Here is a 17681-nt window from a genome sequence, read left to right as displayed (position 1 = left end):
AATTCTCAATTGGAGATTTATCCTGACAGTCGTGCTAAATTCAAAAACAAAAATATTATGAACAATTTACTTTATAAAATTCATGGTTGCCTTCATCAAAACATTGATATTGCACAAGTGTTACCGATTATTAATAGTATCCTATCCGACGCGCAAATGGATGAAGCATACGCAACCATTTGCCAGTGGGAAAATTATCACCCGACACCGTTGTGTGCATTAGACAATACCGCAGCTCAATTCGGCTTGCGCAAAGTTTATTACAAAGACGAGTCTCTTCGGTTTGATTTGTCATCGTTTAAAGCACTGGGCGGTGCCTATGCGGTAGAAAAGCTCGTCCAACAACACCGTCAAACTGGCGGAACTGACTACACTGTTACCACTGCCACTGACGGCAATCATGGTCGTTCTGTCGCTTGGGGAGCGGCTCGTGCTGGATGCAAAGCTAAAATTTTTGTTCATCGGCACGTCAGCAAGGAACGAACAGCGGCAATTGCCGCTTATGGCGCAGAAATCATCCGCACGGATGGCAATTATGATGATTCCGTCAACGAATGCGCTCGCTTCGCTGCCGACAACGATTGGCAAATTGTTTCTGACACTTCGTGGGAAGGCTATACTGCCGTCCCCACGTTAATTATGGCAGGGTACTCCGTTTTAGTTCGCGAATTGCTGGAGCAACTAGATGCGCAGAAACCAACCCATGTTATTGTTCCCGCCGGTGTTGGTGGATTACTGGCGGCCGTTGCTGCTTGTCTTGCGCGTTTTGTGCAACCGTTTCCACGCCTTATTGCTGTGGAATCCGTTTATGCTGACTGTTTATTGCAAAGCGCCAAAAATCGGGCACTTACAACGGTTGATATTCAACAGGAAACACTAATGGCGGGTTTGTCTTGTGGCTGTCCGTCACTTCTGGCGTGGGAAATTGCGGCTGCTACCACAAGTGATTTTATTTCCATAGATGACGCCGCCATCGGAACAACTATGCGCCGACTGGCAGCTGGTGACTATGGCACACCGCTTGTTGGTGGTGAATGTTCAGCCGGTGGGTTAACCGCTTTACAAGCAATGAGCCAACTTAGCTGGGATGAAAAACGCGAGTTTGCCTTGAATGAGGATTCTGTTGTCTTATTATTCGGCACCGAAGGCATAACTGATGAAAGCGCTTATCGGCAATTAACCCAATAGTGTTCAAACGCGGTTTCACCGAACAAGAGTACCGGCGGCGCTGCGCCGCCGCACAAGAATTTATGACGACTACCGACGTAGACGTTTTATTACTAACAACTGAAGCTGAATTGTTTTATTTCAGCGGTTTTTATACCCCCTTCTGGCGCTCTCCTACCCGCCCTTGGTTTTTGTTACTACCGCGCACCGGCAAACCAATTGCCGTAATTCCATCAATCGGTGAAGCCTTGATGAAAAATTGCCATGTCGAATCTATTTTTACTTGGGTGGCACCACATGCTGACGATGAGGGCATTTCTTTGCTTGCAAAGCAGTTACAACAACAAAACGCTTTGCGTATCGGTATGATGAGCGGCCGACAAAGCCATTTACGAATGCCGCAACAAGATTTTCAGCAACTGCAGCAAAAAATTCCAGACAGTATTTTTATAGATGTTACCGTTGCGATTCATGCTGTTAGGCAGTGCAAATCAGTAGCGGAAATTGAAAAAATTGAGCATGTTTGCGACGTGGTAAGCACCGTGTTTGAACAGGTTCCCGAATGGCTACAAATCGGTATGACAGCACGTGAGGCACACCGGCGGTTCAAAATAGAATGCTTGTTAGCCGGCGTGGATGACGTTAATTATCTTGCTTGCGGCAACGGCGCTGGTGGCTATGTGGACATTATCTCGCCTCCCGATGACACGCTGCTAAAAGATGGCGATATTTTTATGTTGGATGCCGGCTGTGTGATAGATGGCTATTATTGTGATTTCAATCGCAATTACGCTTTAGGACGCATCAGTACCAAAAGCCGCCAAGCCTATGATACGCTGTGGCGGGCGACAGAAGCCGTACTCGCCGCCGCCAAACCCAGTACGCGATGTTGTGATTTGTTTTTTGCCATGAACGACGTCATTCGCGTCGCTGGCTATGACACCGCTAGTGCTGGACGTTACGGACACGGCGTCGGCATAGAATTAACAGAAACACCATCCCTCGTTGAATGGGATAAAACACCACTACGCCCAGGAATGGTTATCGCAATAGAGCCATCGCTGATTTATGCTGATGGGATGACGATGGTGCATGAAGAAAATATTGTCATTACTGATACAACAGCGAGGTTACTGACTCACCGTGCCAGCAAAAAAATGCCGCTTATCTCATCTATCGAGTCAATTTAATGTTAAAGATGAAAAATTTACCTTATCGCCTGACAGAAACGCAGCGACGATTATTGGGATTAATCGTCCTGCAGACAGACGAAACAGTAGAGAGCGACTGTCGGCAATTATTTTCCGCCAACCCAACCGTGAATTTACTACACACTCGTATTGCCGTTAACGACATTGTCTCTGTGGACAATCTGGTGGCAATGAAAACACATCTGACCGAAGCATTAGCATTATTTCCGGAGGGAAAGGCGTTTGATGCTATTGGCTACGCCTGCACGTCGGCGGCAGCCGTCATCGGTGAGGCGGAGGTTGAGCGGTTAATAAAAAACGCCGTTAACACCGCTTTCGTAACCAACCCATTAACGGCAGCCAAAGCGGCGTTGGCACACTTGCAAGCAAAACGCATTGCTTATCTGTCACCCTATACCGAAAATATTTCATTGATGATGTGCCAAGCACTGACCACAAGCGGTTTAGAGATTGTTGCCGCAGGTACCTTTAACCAGCACAGCGACAAAAAAGTTGCTGCTATTGACGCGCCAAGCATCTGCAGGGCAGTGGAGGAACTCACACGTAAAACAGCGGTCGATGTCGTTTTTATTTCTTGCACTAATCTGCAATGTATGGACGTTATTCAGTTCTGTCAAAAACAATTCAAAACAACTGTATTGTCCAGTAATTTAGTTTTAATCTGGCACTTAGCAAAGCTTAGCGGATCGACTCTCCCAAAATTGTGTCAATTCTGAGCAATCTACCGTTATCCCACATTATGATGCCTGGATTAGGTAATAGTTACCCTGCACTAAAAACAATTAATTACGCTCGCAGTGGTAGTCGATAATGTCTTTTTTGTGTTGCTGCATACAGCGCATTGATTAATGCCGGTGCGATAGGAGGCGTTCCCGGCTCACCCACACCGGTTGGCGCCGCTTCCGACGGCACAATATGTACCTCAATATCCGGCATTTGATTAATTCTCAACACCTTGTAGTCATGAAAATTAGACTGAACTACTTTACCGTCTTGCAGCGTAATTTCACCGGTAAGTGCTGCTGCCAAACCATAACCGATGCCGCTTTCCATTTGGGCACGCACAATATCCGGATTAACCGCCAGCCCACAGTCCACCGCGCAGATAACGCGCTCAACGCGAACTTTTTTGTCGTCCGTTAACGATATTTCTACCACCTGCGCAACAACGCTATTAAACGACTCGTGAACGGCAACGCCACGATAACGTCCGGCCACCGCCGGCTTATCCCAACCTGCTTTATTTGCCGCTAAAGCAAGCACAGCACGGTGACGCGGATGCTTAGACAGCAATTGCAATCGAAAATCAATAGGCTCTTTGCCAGCGGCGGCGGCTAGTTCGTCTATAAACGTTTCCGTTGAATAGGCGGTGTGCGTAGATCCGACGGAACGCCACCATAGCACTGGAACACCAATTTTTGGTGAATGCAATTCCACACGTATATTAGGTATGTCATAAGGCAGATTAACCGCTCCCTCAACAGAAGTAATGTCAATGCCGTTTTTAATAACAGAAGTAATGTCAATGTCGTTTTTAATTAAAGAAGTACTGGATGCAATAGATTGCCCGACAATTCGATGCTCCCACGCAATTAACTGCCCATCCTCGTCCAACCCTGCCCGCAATTTGTGAAAATACATCGGCCGATAGTATCCACCACGCATATCGTCTTCCCGAGTCCAAACCAACTTAATGGGAGTCCCCTTTTTGGCTTTGGCGATATTCACAGCTTCTAGCACATAGTCCGATTTTGGATTACCTCGACGACCAAAACTGCCGCCCGCGTAGAGTGTATTAATTTTCACGTTTTCGGGAGGAATGTTTAATAACGCCGCTACCGAATATTGATCGCCCGTCTGCATTTGCCCTCCGTTCCATATTTCACAGGCATTATCTGTCACCAGCGCGGCGCAGTTGAGCGGCTCCATCGCGGCATGAGCTAAAAAAGGAAACTCGTATTCTGCTTCCAGCACGGTTTTTGCCGTCGGCATAGCACTTCCAGCATTACCCACATTAACTGCCAACATACCGGGTTCTTGTGCCATTTTTTTATATTCGGTCATTAGCTGCCCAGAACTTATTTTGACTGCCTCAGTTTCATCCCAATCAATAAGCAACTTATCTCTTCCTTTTTTTGCTGTCCAAAAATCTTTGGCCAACACCGCCACCCCGGAAGCAATGGACACCACATCCTCCACACCCGGAACAGCTTTGGCAGCATCGGCATTAACAGCGCGCACTGTTGCGCCAAATAGCGGCGGATGAGCAACGACTGCAGTCAACAACCCTGCCGTTTTAAAATCCTGCGTGTACAACGCGGAACCATCTGTTTTTCCGGTATCTTTGCGCGAAACGTTTTTTCCAATATAAATAAAATCCTGTGGGCTTTTAAGTTTAATAAGCTCCAGGGGCGGCGGCGATTGTTGCGCCGCTGCTTCCGCCAATTCGCCAAATGTCGCTTGACGTTGTGAAGCAGTGTGGCTAACAAGTCCACGATTAACTAGAATTTGTTCGGGTGAAATGCCCCATTGTTTTGCCGCTGCAGCAACCAACATCGCCCGCATTGCAGCACCTACCTGCCGCATTTGCATAAAAGAATTAGCCATAGCAGTGCTACCACCCGTGCCCTGCATAGGCCCCCAAAGCAAATTGTTATACAACTTGGCATCGGCAGGCGCACCGACAGATTCTATTTGGTCCCAATCAGCATCCAACTCCTCGGCGACAAGAGTCGCAAGCCCTGTATAAGTACCTTGTCCCATTTCCAAATGCTTCATAACAACCGTTACGATGTTATCCACTCCAATACGAATAAATGCAGACGGTTTAACAGCCCCTTCGGTTGCAGATTGAGCCACCGCTAGGCGCGGATAAAAAACGCCCACAGCAAAACCTGCCCCAGCAATGGAAACAGATTTCAAGAAATGACGTCGCCCTGAGTTAACTGAATTAAAAGTGTTGGTTAAATATGCAAGATTTTTCATGTATTCCTTTTCAGGCGTTTTTCAAACTGACAGCAGCTTCTTTGATTGCCTGACGAATGCGTACATAAGTAGCACAACGACAAATATTGCCTGCCATTGCAGTGTTAATAGCCTCATCGGAAGGATTGGCGTTGCCGGCAAGCAATGCCGTTGCCGACATAATCTGTCCCGATTGGCAATATCCGCATTGCGGCACTCGTTCTTTTTCCCATGCGGCTTGCACCGCTTGAGCTTCTTTAGATTGCAGCCCTTCGATCGTACGCACTTTGCGCGAGCCAACTGCAGAAATAGGCGTAACGCAAGAACGTACTGGTTGGTCGTCCAAATGCACCGTGCAGGCGCCACATAGTGCCATGCCACAGCCGTACTTAGTTCCGGTTAATTCAAGATAATCACGTAACGCCCATAGTAATGGCGTATCAGGCGATGCGTCAACCGTATGTTCTTTGTCATTGACGGTTAATGTGACGGGCATATTTTTCTCCACAGTTAATCAAAATTAATCAAAATATTGAAGTCTTCCACAGGCTTCCCTAAAACTATACTCTGACTATAACATAAACGCAAGCGCGTTTGGCTATCATTGAATAATCTACGGAATTTTTTTATTGCTAGATATTAATTGCCTATCTTTTTCATCGCTCTCTATTCTTATTTAATTTGATTTACAAGCCCCATGTATTATGTTTTGATAATTATCTTTATCATTTCAGCAATTTAAGTGTACAGTCAATATTATTACGCATTTTTTTATTACCTCAACGGCACTCTTTTTGTCTTTTTTTAATGTAATTTTTAAACCTTTTGTACAGGAAGTTAATGTGAACGTAGATGACTCGACAACCCAATTGCTGTTCTGATTTTTACCGTGCGTTGTGCTATATTAGAAAGCGTTTTTTTAAATTTATTAGGAGAGATTAACAATGAAAACAATTTTTAACAAATTTATTATCTGCACGGCAGCGGCGGCATTGCTTTATCAACCGGTATTGGCTGACGATTGCAGCACAGTACGCTTTTCCGATGTTGGCTGGACAGATATCACCGCCACCACTGCACTTACCACAGAAGTTCTAGAAGGGCTAGGTTATCAAACTGACGTTAAGGTGCTGTCGGTACCAGTTACCTACAAAGGCTTGGAAAACTCCGACATAGACATATTTTTAGGTAATTGGATGCCCACTATGGAAGGCGACCTTGCGCCCTACCGTGACAAAGGCGCAGTTGACGTACTACCGCTTGCTAATTTAGAAGGTGCGAAATATACCTTTGCCGTACCCGCATATACCGCCGCCAAAGGGTTAAACGATTTTGCCAACATCTCAGATTTCAAAGAGTCGATGGACGGAAAAATTTATGGCATTGAACCAGGCAACGACGGTAATCGCCTGATTTTGGATATGATAGAAAAAGACGCATTTAGCCTTGGTGACTTTGAACTGGTGGAATCATCGGAGCAAGGTATGCTAGCGCAAGTAGCACGTGCCGCTAAAAACAAGCAAGACATCGTCTTTTTGGGCTGGGCACCACACCCAATGAATAATAATTTTGAACTCGTTTATTTATCCGGCGGCGATGATTATTTTGGTCCAAATTACGGCGGCGCCTCGGTGTTCACCAATACCCGCAAAGACTATGTAAAAGAATGCCCCAATGTTGGCGTGTTGCTAAATAACCTGCAATTTACGCTAACCATGGAAGGGGCTATTATGGGAGCGATTTTGGATCACGGTCAAGAACCACGTGCCGCCGCACACGACTGGCTACAACAAAATCCTAATGTGTTGGATGGATGGCTAAAAGGTGTTAAAACAATAACCGGTAACGACGGCTTGGCAGCAGTAAAAACCGCGCTAGAAATCAAATAATAACGATTAGCGAGCGGTCGAGAAAAAGCTATGGCCGAAGAAAACACGGCGCGGTGGCTAACCGATTACAAGCTACCGCTGGGAGACGGTGCCAAAGCCGGCGTCAACTGGCTGACTGACAACGCCGGCACGTTATTTGACTCATTAGCCGTTGCTTTGGAGCATGGCATTGACGCGCTCTTGTGGCTACTCCAAACGCCGTCACCGTTAGCATTAATCACTTTGCTTGCGATTCTGGTGCACTTATTACACCGCCGCTGGTTACTAACGCTCTTTGTGGTGGCGGGAATGTTATTAATTGTTAATCAAGGCTATTGGAAAGAAACCACACAAACTCTAGCCTTGGTTTTGGCATCAGCTTTTATTTGCATGGCTGTCGGCGTGCCGCTAGGTGTTGCCGCCGCGCGGAGACCTTGGTTGTATGCAATTTTGCGTCCGATATTAGATTTTATGCAGACTATCCCCACTTTTGTTTACTTAATCCCAGCGCTAATTTTATTTGGTCTGGGACCGGTTCCAGGGCTTATTGCCACAGTAATTTTTGCCATGCCGGCACCGATTCGCATGACACATTTGGGCGTGTCTTCAACACCCAAAATACTGCTAGAAGTCGGCGATGCCTTTGGCTGCTCACCTTGGGAGCGACTCGTCAAAATAGAATTTCCACACGCATTGCCACAAATGTTGGCTGGACTCACGCAAGCAATCATGCTGTCATTGTCCATGGTGGTCATTGCCGCTTTGGTTGGCGCCGGCGGACTGGGAGTGCCCATACTTAGAGCACTCAATCAAGTCAATATCGGCAAAGGTTTTGAAAGCGGTATTATTATCGTCATCATTGCCATCATATTGGACAGGGCATGCCGGTTGCGACAACCGCGGCGCAATAATTAGATACCAGCTGTTTTTTTAATAATTTTTTCTTTCCCCGCTTTACGGCGGGTTTTGAGCATAGGCTTCAGATATTTTCCGGTCAGGCTTTCTTTAACATCCGCTACTTGTTCTGGCGTACCAGAAGCGATCAATCGACCGCCGCCAGCACCGCCTTTAGGACCCAAATCCAAAATCCAATCAGCGGTTTTTACCACGTCTAAATTGTGTTCTATCACCACCACGGTATTGCCTTCGTCGCGCAAGCGATGCAACGTTTTGAGCAGTAAATCCACATCATAAAAATGCAATCCCGTAGTAGGCTCATCCAATACGTACAGCGTCTTACCTGTGCCTCGCTTAGACAATTCCAATGATAATTTAACCCGTTGTGCCTCACCGCCGGACAATGTAGTTGCCGACTGACCCAACCGGATATAGCTCAGCCCAACGTCATGCAAAGTCTGCAAGCGACGGGCAACGGATGGCACATTAGAGAAAAAAGCCAATCCTTCGTCCACCGTCATATCTAACACGTCATGAATGTTTTTACCTCGATAGCGGACTTCTAAGGTTTCGCGGTTGTAACGCTGTCCCTGACAAACATCGCAAGTAACAAAAACATCGGGGAGAAAATGCATTTCTATACGCATAACACCATCACCTTCACAGTTTTCACAGCGCCCGCCAGCAACATTGAACGAAAATCGCCCTACTGCATAGCCACGCTCACGCGCCAGCGGCAGTCCCGAAAAAAGGTCGCGAATGGCTGTAAAAAATCCGGTGTAGGTGGCTGGATTAGAACGCGGCGTGCGCCCAATCGGACTTTGGTCTACCACCACAATTTTTTCCACCTGTTTAATATTGGTAATGTCACGGTGCATAAGTGGTTCATCGCCGCTGCCGTGCAAATGCCTACGCATAACACGTACTAAAATATCGCGCACCAGTGTGGATTTACCAGAACCGGAAACGCCGGTTACGCACGTCAACAGTCCCAATGGGAAAGTGAAATTTCCACCTTTGAGATTATTGCCACTAGCACCACGCACGGTGAGTTCCGTTTTTGGAGAATGCCGGCGCGCGGGCAAAGCAATATGCCGCACGCCACTCAAAAATTGTCCGGTAAGCGATCGTTTGCACCGAATGATTTTTTCTACCGAACCAGCGGCAACAACCTCACCACCATGCACACCAGCTAGTGGACCCATGTCCACCAAATAATCCGCCGCGCGAATCGCTTCTTCATCGTGCTCTACGACAATCACCGTGTTTTTAAGATCGCGTAACCGCATCAATGTTTGCAGTAAACGAGTGTTATCGTGCTGGTGTAGGCCAATGGAAGGTTCATCCAACACATAAGTTACACCGGTGAGCCCTGAACCTACTTGGCTGGCCAGCCGAATACGTTGTGCCTCGCCGCCGGATAACGTGTTGGCAGCACGTGCGAGCGACAGATAATCCAGTCCGACATTAACCATGAAACTCACGCGCTCACGAATCTCGCGCACTACTCGTTCGGCGATAGCAGCGTCGGTTTTATCTAACTGCAGCGCGTCAAAAAATGCCGCCAGTTCATTGAGCGGCATGGTCGAAATTTCGTGAATGCCACACTCGCCGATTTTTACCGCCAAGGCGTCAGGTGACAGACGGTGTCCCTTGCAAGAATCACAACGACGAGCGGAAATATAGCGAGCAAACTCCTCACGCACGTGATAAGAATCGGTATCACGCCACCGCCGTTCCATGTTAGGAATAATTCCCTCAAAAGGTTTGTTGCGTCGATGTTCACGATTTTTGCGGGCACTCTCGCCACTTTTGAATCGATAAACAGTGGGCACATTTTCCTTGCCACTACCGTAAAGTATGATTTGACGCACTTTGGCGGACAAGTCGTTAAACGGCATTTGTATATCAAAATTGTACTTGTCGGCAACCGCCTGCATCAGAGTGAACAAGTACGGATTGCGGCGATCCCAACCGCGAATCGCGCCGGCAGCAAGAGACAAATCGCCGTTTTCTACTACTAACGCAGGGTCAAACGTAGAGATTGTCCCTAGTCCATCACATTGCGAACAGGCGCTTTTAGGATTGTTAAAAGAAAATAGTTTAGGTTCCAATTCGGGCGGTGCATAGCCGCATTTGGGGCAAGCATGGCGGGTAGAAAAGGTATGAATACCACCGTCTTCCATTTCCAAAACATGTAACCGACCATCACCGAAACGCGCCTCGGTTTCTACTGATTCTACCAACCGTTGTTGGTTGTCAGCGTCTGGACGCAGTCGGTCCACTACAACCTCAATAGTATGCTTGACAGTCTTTGCCAGCGTGGGAATTTCTTCTAAGTCATAAATACGACCATCCACACGCACACGCGAAAAACCTTTGGCGGCAATGTCGCGAAAGATTTCCAAGTGCTCACCGCGACGGTCAATAATAAGTGGTGACAAAATTGCCAGCCGCTTGTTTGTCAATGTAGCGCACAAAAAATCCACCACACGAGCAGTGGTTTGAGCTTGCAAAGCAATGCCGTGGCGTGGACAGTGCGGCTTACCGATACGGGCGTACAGCAAACGTAGATAATCATGAATTTCGGTTATAGTACCGACGGTTGAACGAGGGTTGTGAGAAGCGCTCTTTTGGTCAATGGAAATAGTAGGCGATAGCCCCTCAATGGCGTCCATGTCGGGCTTGTCCATCACTTGCAAAAATTGCCGCGCATAAGCCGATAGCGACTCCACATAACGCCTCTGTCCTTCAGCAAAAATGGTGTCAAAAGCCAGCGAAGATTTCCCAGATCCGGAAACACCGGTAACGACAATCATGCAGTCGCGCGGCAGCTCAACGGTGACATTTTTTAGATTATGGGCACGGGCTCCAACAACGCGAATTTTTTTCATGGGAATCTTTGATTCTAAAATATTAAACCAACATATTCCAAGCGTGCTAGTGACGGGCTGTACAATGGCACCTTATGCTCCCCCGCAAAGAGCTACTGTGTGTTGGCGTTCTCGCTGGTGCAATGTTTTTTCGCATGTTTGGTGTTTTCATCATACTGCCCGTAGCGGCCCTCGCCGCCGCCGCCTTACCTGACGGTAGTAGCGGCTGGATGATGGGTTTGGTGGTTGGCGGTTATGGCATCACTCAAGCACTAATGCAAATTCCCACTGGTGTGATGGCCGATCGTTGGGGGAGAAAACCGGTATTAATAGGCGCGCTACTGGTATTTGCCGCCGGCGGTTTTGTTGCAGCAGCGGCGGACAACGTATGGGAGTTAATTGCCGGTCGTCTATTGCAAGGTAGCGGTGCAGTAGCGGCGGTGGCAGCTGCGTGGATTGCCGACATCACCGCGCCGGAACGGCGCGCGCGGGCCATGCTGGTTTATGGCGCAGCTATTGCGCTGGCTTTTACCGTGTCGTTGCCAGTTGCCCCACCGCTTGCCGGATGGCTCGGCTCTAGCGGACTTTTTGCCTTAGCCGGCATTTTGGGTGTGACATCAGCAGTGGCAGTGTCGTTGTTACCTCCACCAACCGCACAAGCGACGAATTCTGATAAAAATAGCGCCGTTACCGCCGCCGTGTGGCCTTATGCAGCAGGTGCGTTTGTCGCCCACTATGTGTTTTCGTCGCTATTTTTGAGGCTGCCGGCAGCGCTCAATGATTTTTTTCCTCTAGCCGAGCATTGGCGGGTGTATGCGCCGGCATTGCTGGCGGCAATTGTTATCGGTGTCCCTATAGTAATTAAAGAACGTCGATTTGCATTGCCTCTGGCAGCAGTTTTACTATTACCCGGCGCGATAATGACGATAGATAGCTGGCTGGCGGCAACAATTGGTTTGACGATATTTTTCACCGGTTTTATTATTATGGAAGCGCAACTGCCGGCGCGAGCTAGTCGCACCGCACCAGCACAACGACGTGGCGAAGCAATGGGCGTAGTGATGACAGCGGAGTTTTTAGGCTTGTTCGCCGGTGCCGCAATATCAGGATTGATCACCGATGTTGCCGGAGAAACAACGGCACAATGGGTGGCGGCACTATTGATTTTTTGCTGGTTTGCGATAATATCGCGTAAGAAACAGTAAGTGTAAAAGACTTTTCTGTTTAAATTAAACAGTTAATGCTTTTTACACCACTTATTATTAATTGAAACAATCGAAAAACAAGGTACTATCATGGCTGCAAAAGGCACTATTAATAAAGCAATTATTGTTGGTAACATGGGTGGCGACCCAGAGTTGCGCAACCTCCCAGACGGCAGTTCGTTAGTCAATTTTAATTTAGCTACCACCGAGACATTTCCCGACAAACAAAACCCACAGCAAAAAATTGAAAAAACTGAATGGCACCGAGTGGTGTTTTTTGGTCGCGCTGCCGAGTTGATTCACGAATATTGCCGCAAAGGCTCAAAATTGTACGTAGAAGGCACTCTACAAACCCGAAAATGGCAAGACCGCGAAGGCAATGACCGCTATTCCACCGAAATTCGCGGGCGCGATTTTACTTTTCTCAATTCACGCAGTGAAAGCGGCGGCAATAACTATGGCGGTGGTGGTAACCATCAAAGCAGTCGGCCAAGTACAAAAGATAATTTTGACGACATGGATGACGTACCGTTCTAAAGTTTAATGCAACACACACCACATACCGACGGCGATTATCGCCGCAACAGGAGTTTATATGTTTGATTATTTCAATGGATTAACCGATTTTTCGTGGGGCATATTAGTTCTCATTGTTCTTGGCATGACACACATCACCATTGCCTCGGTGACAATATTTTTACACCGCTGCCAAGCACATCGTTCACTTACTTTGCATCCTATCGTGGCGCATTTTTTTCGTTTTTGGCTGTGGCTGACTACGGGCACTATTACCCGCCAGTGGACGGCAATTCATCGTAAGCACCACGCCAAAGTGGAAACCGAAGATGACCCTCATAGCCCGCAAGTGTTAGGAATCTGGAGTGTGTTGTTTGGTGGTGTGCTGTGCTATGTACGCGAAAAAAATAATGCCGATACCATCACACGCTACGGCTATGGCACTCCCGATGACTGGATAGAACACAATGTATACTCGCACTTTCCAAAAACTGGCGTAATTTCTATGCTGGCTTTCAATCTACTGATGTTTGGCTTGCCTGCCGGCTTGATTATGTGGGGAATACAAATGATATGGATACCGTTTTGGGCAGCGGGTGTGATTAATGGCATCGGTCACTATTGGGGATATCGGAATTTTCAGCCTCAGGATGAAAGCCGCAACATCGTGCCACTGGGAGTGTTTATCGGTGGCGAAGAATTGCACAATAACCACCATGCGTTTCCTACATCGGCTAAGCTGTCCAACCGTTGGTACGAATTTGACGTCGGCTGGCTGTATATTCGCCTACTAGAAAAAATGGGACTAGCCAGAGTTAAGCGCGTAGCACCTAAACTATTGTCGTCTGACAGCCGCGCCACTTGCGATTTGGATACCTTGCAAGCTGTCATCGCCAATCGCTTAGAAGTAGTGATGCGTTTTTCACACATCATGAAAAAAACCTGTCACCACGAGCTAGCGGTATTGCGCAACAAGGTCGCCAGCAAAAACCTCCCCAGCAGCAAGGCACTTAATGACTGGCTGCACGGCATGGAAAGTCGGCTAACACAGGTAGACAAAAAAGCAATTGCAACATTACTAGAAAAAAGTGCCGTCATGCAAAAAGTAGCATCTATGCGCAAAGAGCTCACCATGCTGTGGGAAGACCGCAGTCTGACCGCAGAACAAATGATGACGAGTCTGCGTGAATGGTGTGCCAATGCCGAAAAAAGCGGCATCGCGGCACTACAGACGTTTGCCCGAGAATTGCACGGCTATCGGATTAACCAAGCCTAAACGGCGACAACGATACGAGGCGCATTGCTCACACGCCAGCCGTCAAGAAAATTTTTACCCTGTATTAATAAGTAAAAATAAAAAGCGGACGGGCAAATAATTACCCGTCGCTTGTATTTAGCTGATTGCTTACTTGGCAGATTTTTCCTCGAACTGCGCGCTTTCGGTTGAGCCAGACATTGCTGTGAGCGATGACCGACCACCAGCAACAATCTGCGTTACCGTATCAAAATAACCAGCACCAACTTCACGTTGATGTTTAACTGCGGTAAATCCTCGTGCTTGGGCGGCAAACTCTTTTTCTTGTAAGGCAACAAAAGCAGTCATGCCGTTCGCACGATAGTTGTCAGCCAAATCAAACATGCCGTAATTGAGGGCGTGAAAGCCTGCCAATGTGATGAACTGAAATTTGTAACCCATCTTGCCGAGTTCGCGCTGAAAGCGTGCGATATCAGTATCGTTCAAATTTTTACGCCAATTAAACGACGGCGAACAGTTGTAAGCCAATAATTTTCTGGGGAATTTATCATGTACCGCGTCGGCAAAACGTTGTGCATCGGCCAAATTAGGCGTTGCTGTTTCACACCACAGAAGGTCAGCATATGGTGCATAAGAAAGCGCCCGAGCAATGGCGGCATCCAACCCATTACGCAGTTGATAAAAGCCCTCGCTACTACGCGCTTTCTCGCGATTAATGAAAGGCTCATCAGCAGGATCGCAATCGGCAGTAATCAATTGTGCCGCTTCGGCGTCGGTTCGGGCAAATAGCAACGTGGGAACACCAGCGACATCAGCCGCCAGCCGCGCTGCAATCAGCTTGGACACCGCCTCCTGTGTTGGTACCAAGACTTTGCCGCCCATATGACCGCATTTTTTGGCCGACGCTAATTGATCTTCAAAATGTACTCCAGAAGCTCCAGCGTCAATCATTGCTGACATCAGCTCATAAGCGTTAAGCACGCCACCAAAGCCCGCTTCGGCGTCGGCGACAATTGGCAACAGCCAGTCAGTTTTGTCGGCGTTGCCTTCTGAAACATCAATTTGATCAGCGCGTAATAGGCAGTTATTGATGCGTCGCACCACTGAAGGCACACTATCAGCTGGGTACAACGATTGATCGGGATACATCTGTCCGGCATTGTTGGCATCTGCCGCCACTTGCCAGCCGGATAAATAAACCGCCCGTAACCCTGCACGTGCCTGTTGCATTGCTTGATTGCCGGTTAATGCCCCCAACGAGTTGACGTAAGAGTCACCGCCCTCGTTAACGCGTTGCCAGAGTTTTTCCGCACCCAGCCGCGCCAGCGTGTGCTCCACCATAACGCTACCACGCAGGCGCAACACGTCTTCTGCCGAGTAGGGGCGTTCAATATTTTGCCAGCGGGGGTTTTCGCGCCACTCTTGTTGTAATTTTTCAACTGCTTGTTGCATGGTTTTACTTTCTAGATAAATAAAAAACAAAATTATTGCAGTGCAATATACAAGAAAAAGGAAGGAAAATCAAGAAAAAGCGCCCTTTTTTACTTTTTACGCCGTTTTTATTTATAAACTGAATTTAATAAAAACATTAATCTTGCGGCGCAATATAAAATTGGCATTAGTTATTTTTTAGCTAATTTTGGACATGCTCAAACAAAGCGGTGCCGTACCTAGCAATAAGTTGTTGCTCTTCGGCAAACAATTTCTCTTCCCGATAAAAACTTAGCGCTCGCTGTACAACAGCACTTTGTGCATCAGGCAACAATGCAGCAGCTGCAGCGTGATGTTTGATGGCAGTGGACAGCAGGTCTTCATTACGTGGGCTAACAGCAGCATACAAGTCACCTAAAGCAGACAACAACCGCGCCTGATTGCGGCGACTTAACATCCCACTGGCTGCTAGTGTCGCCATTTCATCAACACGACGACGGCTGATAAGTAAATCCGTCTTATCACGCAAAAATTCCACTTCTGCTAATAAACCATGCGGCGTTTGGCGCGTTTCACTTAGCAGTTCCCTCCATTGTTCGGGTAACTGCAGACGTGCTCTCAATTGAAGCATAGTACGGGTAGCGTCTTCAATCGCTTTGCCAGTAAATTCGCGGGCACGCTGATCATTTAATGGATAATCACTATTTATTAACCTACGCAACCACACTACCACTGCAGGATGGTTCACCACCCGTCTTTTTTCGCTCAGGCAGGAAAACAGCAAATGCTCATCTGACTGCCAAGAGGCATCAAACAACACAAACACGTTGTAGCATAAGGCATTGTGGCGGGCATAAACATTGACAGCGCGCACCTCATTTTCATATGCCAATGTGTTTGGTGCGTATAGACGTGGACCGGCATAGTAAACTTCAAACACATAAGGATTTGGTGCTGGTAACACGGCTACATCAGGGCGAATATTTTCGGTAATTTGCAGGTACTTGGCAAACTTGAATTGGGATGGATAAGGTATCCATCCACCAGCAGGCAAAACATCAAAAAAAGCACGAATACCATCCTCAGCTAGCGTATGTTGCCGCCGATCATTGGCGGAAAAATTCAACCCCAACGCCAGCACCGCACAAATCACCGGCGCAAATTGATAATACCGTCGACCCGCAAACGCTAACGCTGACCACACGCAAACAACAGCATACGGTAGCAAGGGATAGACTGAAAAAATTTGCTCTTGCAAGGCATCGTACAATACATCCAACCGCCATATTAATATTACTGTTCCGGTGAGAAACATCACTGTTAGTGCTGTTGCCAGCGACAACGACAATAACCTCCACTGCCTTAAAAAACCGATAACCGCCAAAATACCACCCAACACGCCAATTTCTCCCCACAATACGCGATGCCCAACAAATTGTAAAAAAGCGATTTTGTCCGCCACTCCTGCACCGCCGTGTTTATCACTGGCAAAGTGCACTTGCCGCGACACGATTTGCCAAAATGATTCCCAATCATTAGGTGCAAAGGGCACTCCCAAATATGCTACTGGATGGTGTGCGCGCCAGACAAGATACGCATAAGGTAGCAATCCTAATGCTATTGCAGTAACAGTAGCTGCTAGTGTTTGCGGATGGCACAGCACGCGCCACGCCGACTTGCGAACCGACCACAGCACGAGCGGTAACGCTACCCCTGCCAGCACAAATAGCGGCCAATGGTTAGACAACCCTAACGCACAAACAAAAAACAAAGCCACCATTAATTTTGGCGATTGTGGAACGTCACGCAGCCGCAACGCAAGATAAAACGCAGTCAAAAATAGCAAAGCATTCAGTGCATAAACTTCTTGAATATTCCCCTGTGACCAAAACGTCGCCGACACCCCATACAACACCGCACCACCCCAAGCAACAATAATACAGCCAGATAGCTGGTAAATAATCAAGGCCAATACCACGCACGCCATTGCGGCACATAGCGCCGAAAACAGCATTGCGCCTATCGCAGGATCTATACCAGGGATGTTAGCGAAAGGATAACAAGCGAGAGCATAAAGAGGGTACCCCGGTGCATGCGCGATGTCTGCATTGAGACAACTTAAGGTCAGGAAAACCGAATCTTCAAACCCGATACTCGGCGCAGCAGTAAAAACATATAGCGCTAGTAAGGCAAAACCGATAACAATTAGGGAAAATCGAGGCATGCCAAATTATAAAGTAGTCACCTTAGGCAAATAAAAATTTAATATATAAACATTCATTTATATTCATTTA

13 protein-coding genes are annotated in these 17681 nt (G+C 47.5%); 8 read left to right on the top strand and 5 right to left on the bottom strand.

Annotated features, from left to right (window positions below):
* Positions 1-57 precede the first annotated feature (57 nt).
* The 3 genes from NQX30_01845 to NQX30_01835 are packed head-to-tail and all read left to right on the top strand — an operon-like array spanning position 58 to position 3094.
* Positions 58-1188 (top strand): diaminopropionate ammonia-lyase, encoded by a 1131-nt coding sequence (locus NQX30_01845; protein MDM5147124.1) that lies wholly within the window; start codon positions 58-60, stop codon positions 1186-1188.
* Positions 1188-2357, top strand: coding sequence for a Xaa-Pro peptidase family protein (locus NQX30_01840; protein ID MDM5147123.1), 1170 nt, complete (start codon positions 1188-1190; stop codon positions 2355-2357). The genes NQX30_01845 and NQX30_01840 overlap by 1 nt, the downstream gene beginning before the upstream one ends.
* A gap of 8 nt (positions 2358-2365) precedes the next feature.
* Positions 2366-3094: an Asp/Glu racemase gene (locus tag NQX30_01835; protein ID MDM5147122.1), complete on the top strand. Its 729-nt coding sequence runs from the start codon at positions 2366-2368 to the stop codon at positions 3092-3094.
* Positions 3095-3164: 70 nt separating this feature from the next.
* On the opposite strand, the gene NQX30_01830 is transcribed toward NQX30_01835, so the two are convergent.
* On the bottom strand, positions 3165-5363 hold the full coding sequence (locus NQX30_01830) for a xanthine dehydrogenase family protein molybdopterin-binding subunit (protein MDM5147121.1): 2199 nt from the start codon (positions 5361-5363) through the stop codon (positions 3165-3167).
* Between the two features lie 10 nt (positions 5364-5373).
* On the bottom strand, positions 5374-5838 hold the full coding sequence (locus NQX30_01825) for a (2Fe-2S)-binding protein (GenBank protein ID MDM5147120.1): 465 nt from the start codon (positions 5836-5838) through the stop codon (positions 5374-5376).
* Positions 5839-6286: 448 nt separating this feature from the next.
* On the opposite strand from NQX30_01825, the gene NQX30_01820 reads away from it, so the two are divergent.
* Together NQX30_01820 and choW are read left to right on the top strand one after the other, a co-directional pair.
* Entirely contained in the window at positions 6287-7231 is a 945-nt protein-coding gene (locus tag NQX30_01820) for a choline ABC transporter substrate-binding protein (GenBank protein MDM5147119.1), read from the top strand.
* A gap of 30 nt (positions 7232-7261) precedes the next feature.
* A complete protein-coding gene (choW, locus tag NQX30_01815) occupies positions 7262-8125 on the top strand; it encodes a choline ABC transporter permease subunit (protein ID MDM5147118.1) in 864 nt (287 codons plus the stop codon).
* Here the strand turns inward: choW and uvrA are convergent.
* The gene (uvrA, locus tag NQX30_01810) at positions 8122-11001 is read right to left on the bottom strand and encodes an excinuclease ABC subunit UvrA (GenBank protein ID MDM5147117.1); all 2880 of its coding nucleotides are present in this window, start codon (positions 10999-11001) and stop codon (positions 8122-8124) included. The two genes, choW and uvrA, sit on opposite strands and share 4 nt — an antisense overlap.
* 74 nt (positions 11002-11075) lie before the next feature.
* Here uvrA and NQX30_01805 point away from each other — a divergent pair, with 74 nt between their 5' ends.
* The 3 genes from NQX30_01805 (at position 11076) to NQX30_01795 (ending at position 13977) form a co-directional block, all read left to right on the top strand.
* The gene (locus NQX30_01805; GenBank protein ID MDM5147116.1) at positions 11076-12185 is read left to right on the top strand and encodes an MFS transporter; all 1110 of its coding nucleotides are present in this window, start codon (positions 11076-11078) and stop codon (positions 12183-12185) included.
* Positions 12186-12275: 90 nt separating this feature from the next.
* Positions 12276-12722: a single-stranded DNA-binding protein gene (ssb, locus tag NQX30_01800; protein MDM5147115.1), complete on the top strand. Its 447-nt coding sequence runs from the start codon at positions 12276-12278 to the stop codon at positions 12720-12722.
* Between the two features lie 58 nt (positions 12723-12780).
* Positions 12781-13977: a fatty acid desaturase gene (locus tag NQX30_01795; GenBank protein MDM5147114.1), complete on the top strand. Its 1197-nt coding sequence runs from the start codon at positions 12781-12783 to the stop codon at positions 13975-13977.
* A gap of 129 nt (positions 13978-14106) precedes the next feature.
* Here the strand turns inward: NQX30_01795 and aceA are convergent, their stop codons facing one another.
* Both aceA and NQX30_01785 read right to left on the bottom strand, forming a co-directional pair.
* Positions 14107-15408: an isocitrate lyase gene (gene aceA, locus NQX30_01790; protein MDM5147113.1), complete on the bottom strand. Its 1302-nt coding sequence runs from the start codon at positions 15406-15408 to the stop codon at positions 14107-14109.
* Between the two features lie 181 nt (positions 15409-15589).
* Positions 15590-17611 (bottom strand): DUF2723 domain-containing protein, encoded by a 2022-nt coding sequence (locus tag NQX30_01785; protein ID MDM5147112.1) that lies wholly within the window; start codon positions 17609-17611, stop codon positions 15590-15592.
* Between the last annotated feature and the right edge of the window lie 70 nt (positions 17612-17681).

The organism is Candidatus Persebacteraceae bacterium Df01 (assembly GCA_030386295.1).
Classification (GTDB): domain Bacteria; phylum Pseudomonadota; class Gammaproteobacteria; order Tethybacterales; family Persebacteraceae; genus Doriopsillibacter; species Doriopsillibacter californiensis.
This window is presented reverse-complemented; position numbering and strand designations above follow the sequence as displayed.

Bases quoted from the DNA above. Each gene is read 5' to 3' on its own strand.
- NQX30_01845 (MDM5147124.1), top strand. From the start codon at position 58: ATGAACAATTTACTTTATAAAATTCATGGTTGCCTTCATCAAAACATT.
- NQX30_01835 (MDM5147122.1), top strand. From the start codon at position 2,366: ATGAAAAATTTACCTTATCGCCTGACAGAAACGCAGCGACGATTATTG.
- NQX30_01830 (MDM5147121.1), bottom strand. From the start codon at position 5,363: ATGAAAAATCTTGCATATTTAACCAACACTTTTAATTCAGTTAACTCA.
- NQX30_01825 (MDM5147120.1), bottom strand. From the start codon at position 5,838: ATGCCCGTCACATTAACCGTCAATGACAAAGAACATACGGTTGACGCA.
- NQX30_01820 (MDM5147119.1), top strand. From the start codon at position 6,287: ATGAAAACAATTTTTAACAAATTTATTATCTGCACGGCAGCGGCGGCA.
- choW (MDM5147118.1), top strand. From the start codon at position 7,262: ATGGCCGAAGAAAACACGGCGCGGTGGCTAACCGATTACAAGCTACCG.
- uvrA (MDM5147117.1), bottom strand. From the start codon at position 11,001: ATGAAAAAAATTCGCGTTGTTGGAGCCCGTGCCCATAATCTAAAAAAT.
- NQX30_01805 (MDM5147116.1), top strand. From the start codon at position 11,076: ATGCTCCCCCGCAAAGAGCTACTGTGTGTTGGCGTTCTCGCTGGTGCA.
- ssb (MDM5147115.1), top strand. From the start codon at position 12,276: ATGGCTGCAAAAGGCACTATTAATAAAGCAATTATTGTTGGTAACATG.
- NQX30_01795 (MDM5147114.1), top strand. From the start codon at position 12,781: ATGTTTGATTATTTCAATGGATTAACCGATTTTTCGTGGGGCATATTA.
- aceA (MDM5147113.1), bottom strand. From the start codon at position 15,408: ATGCAACAAGCAGTTGAAAAATTACAACAAGAGTGGCGCGAAAACCCC.
- NQX30_01785 (MDM5147112.1), bottom strand. From the start codon at position 17,611: ATGCCTCGATTTTCCCTAATTGTTATCGGTTTTGCCTTACTAGCGCTA.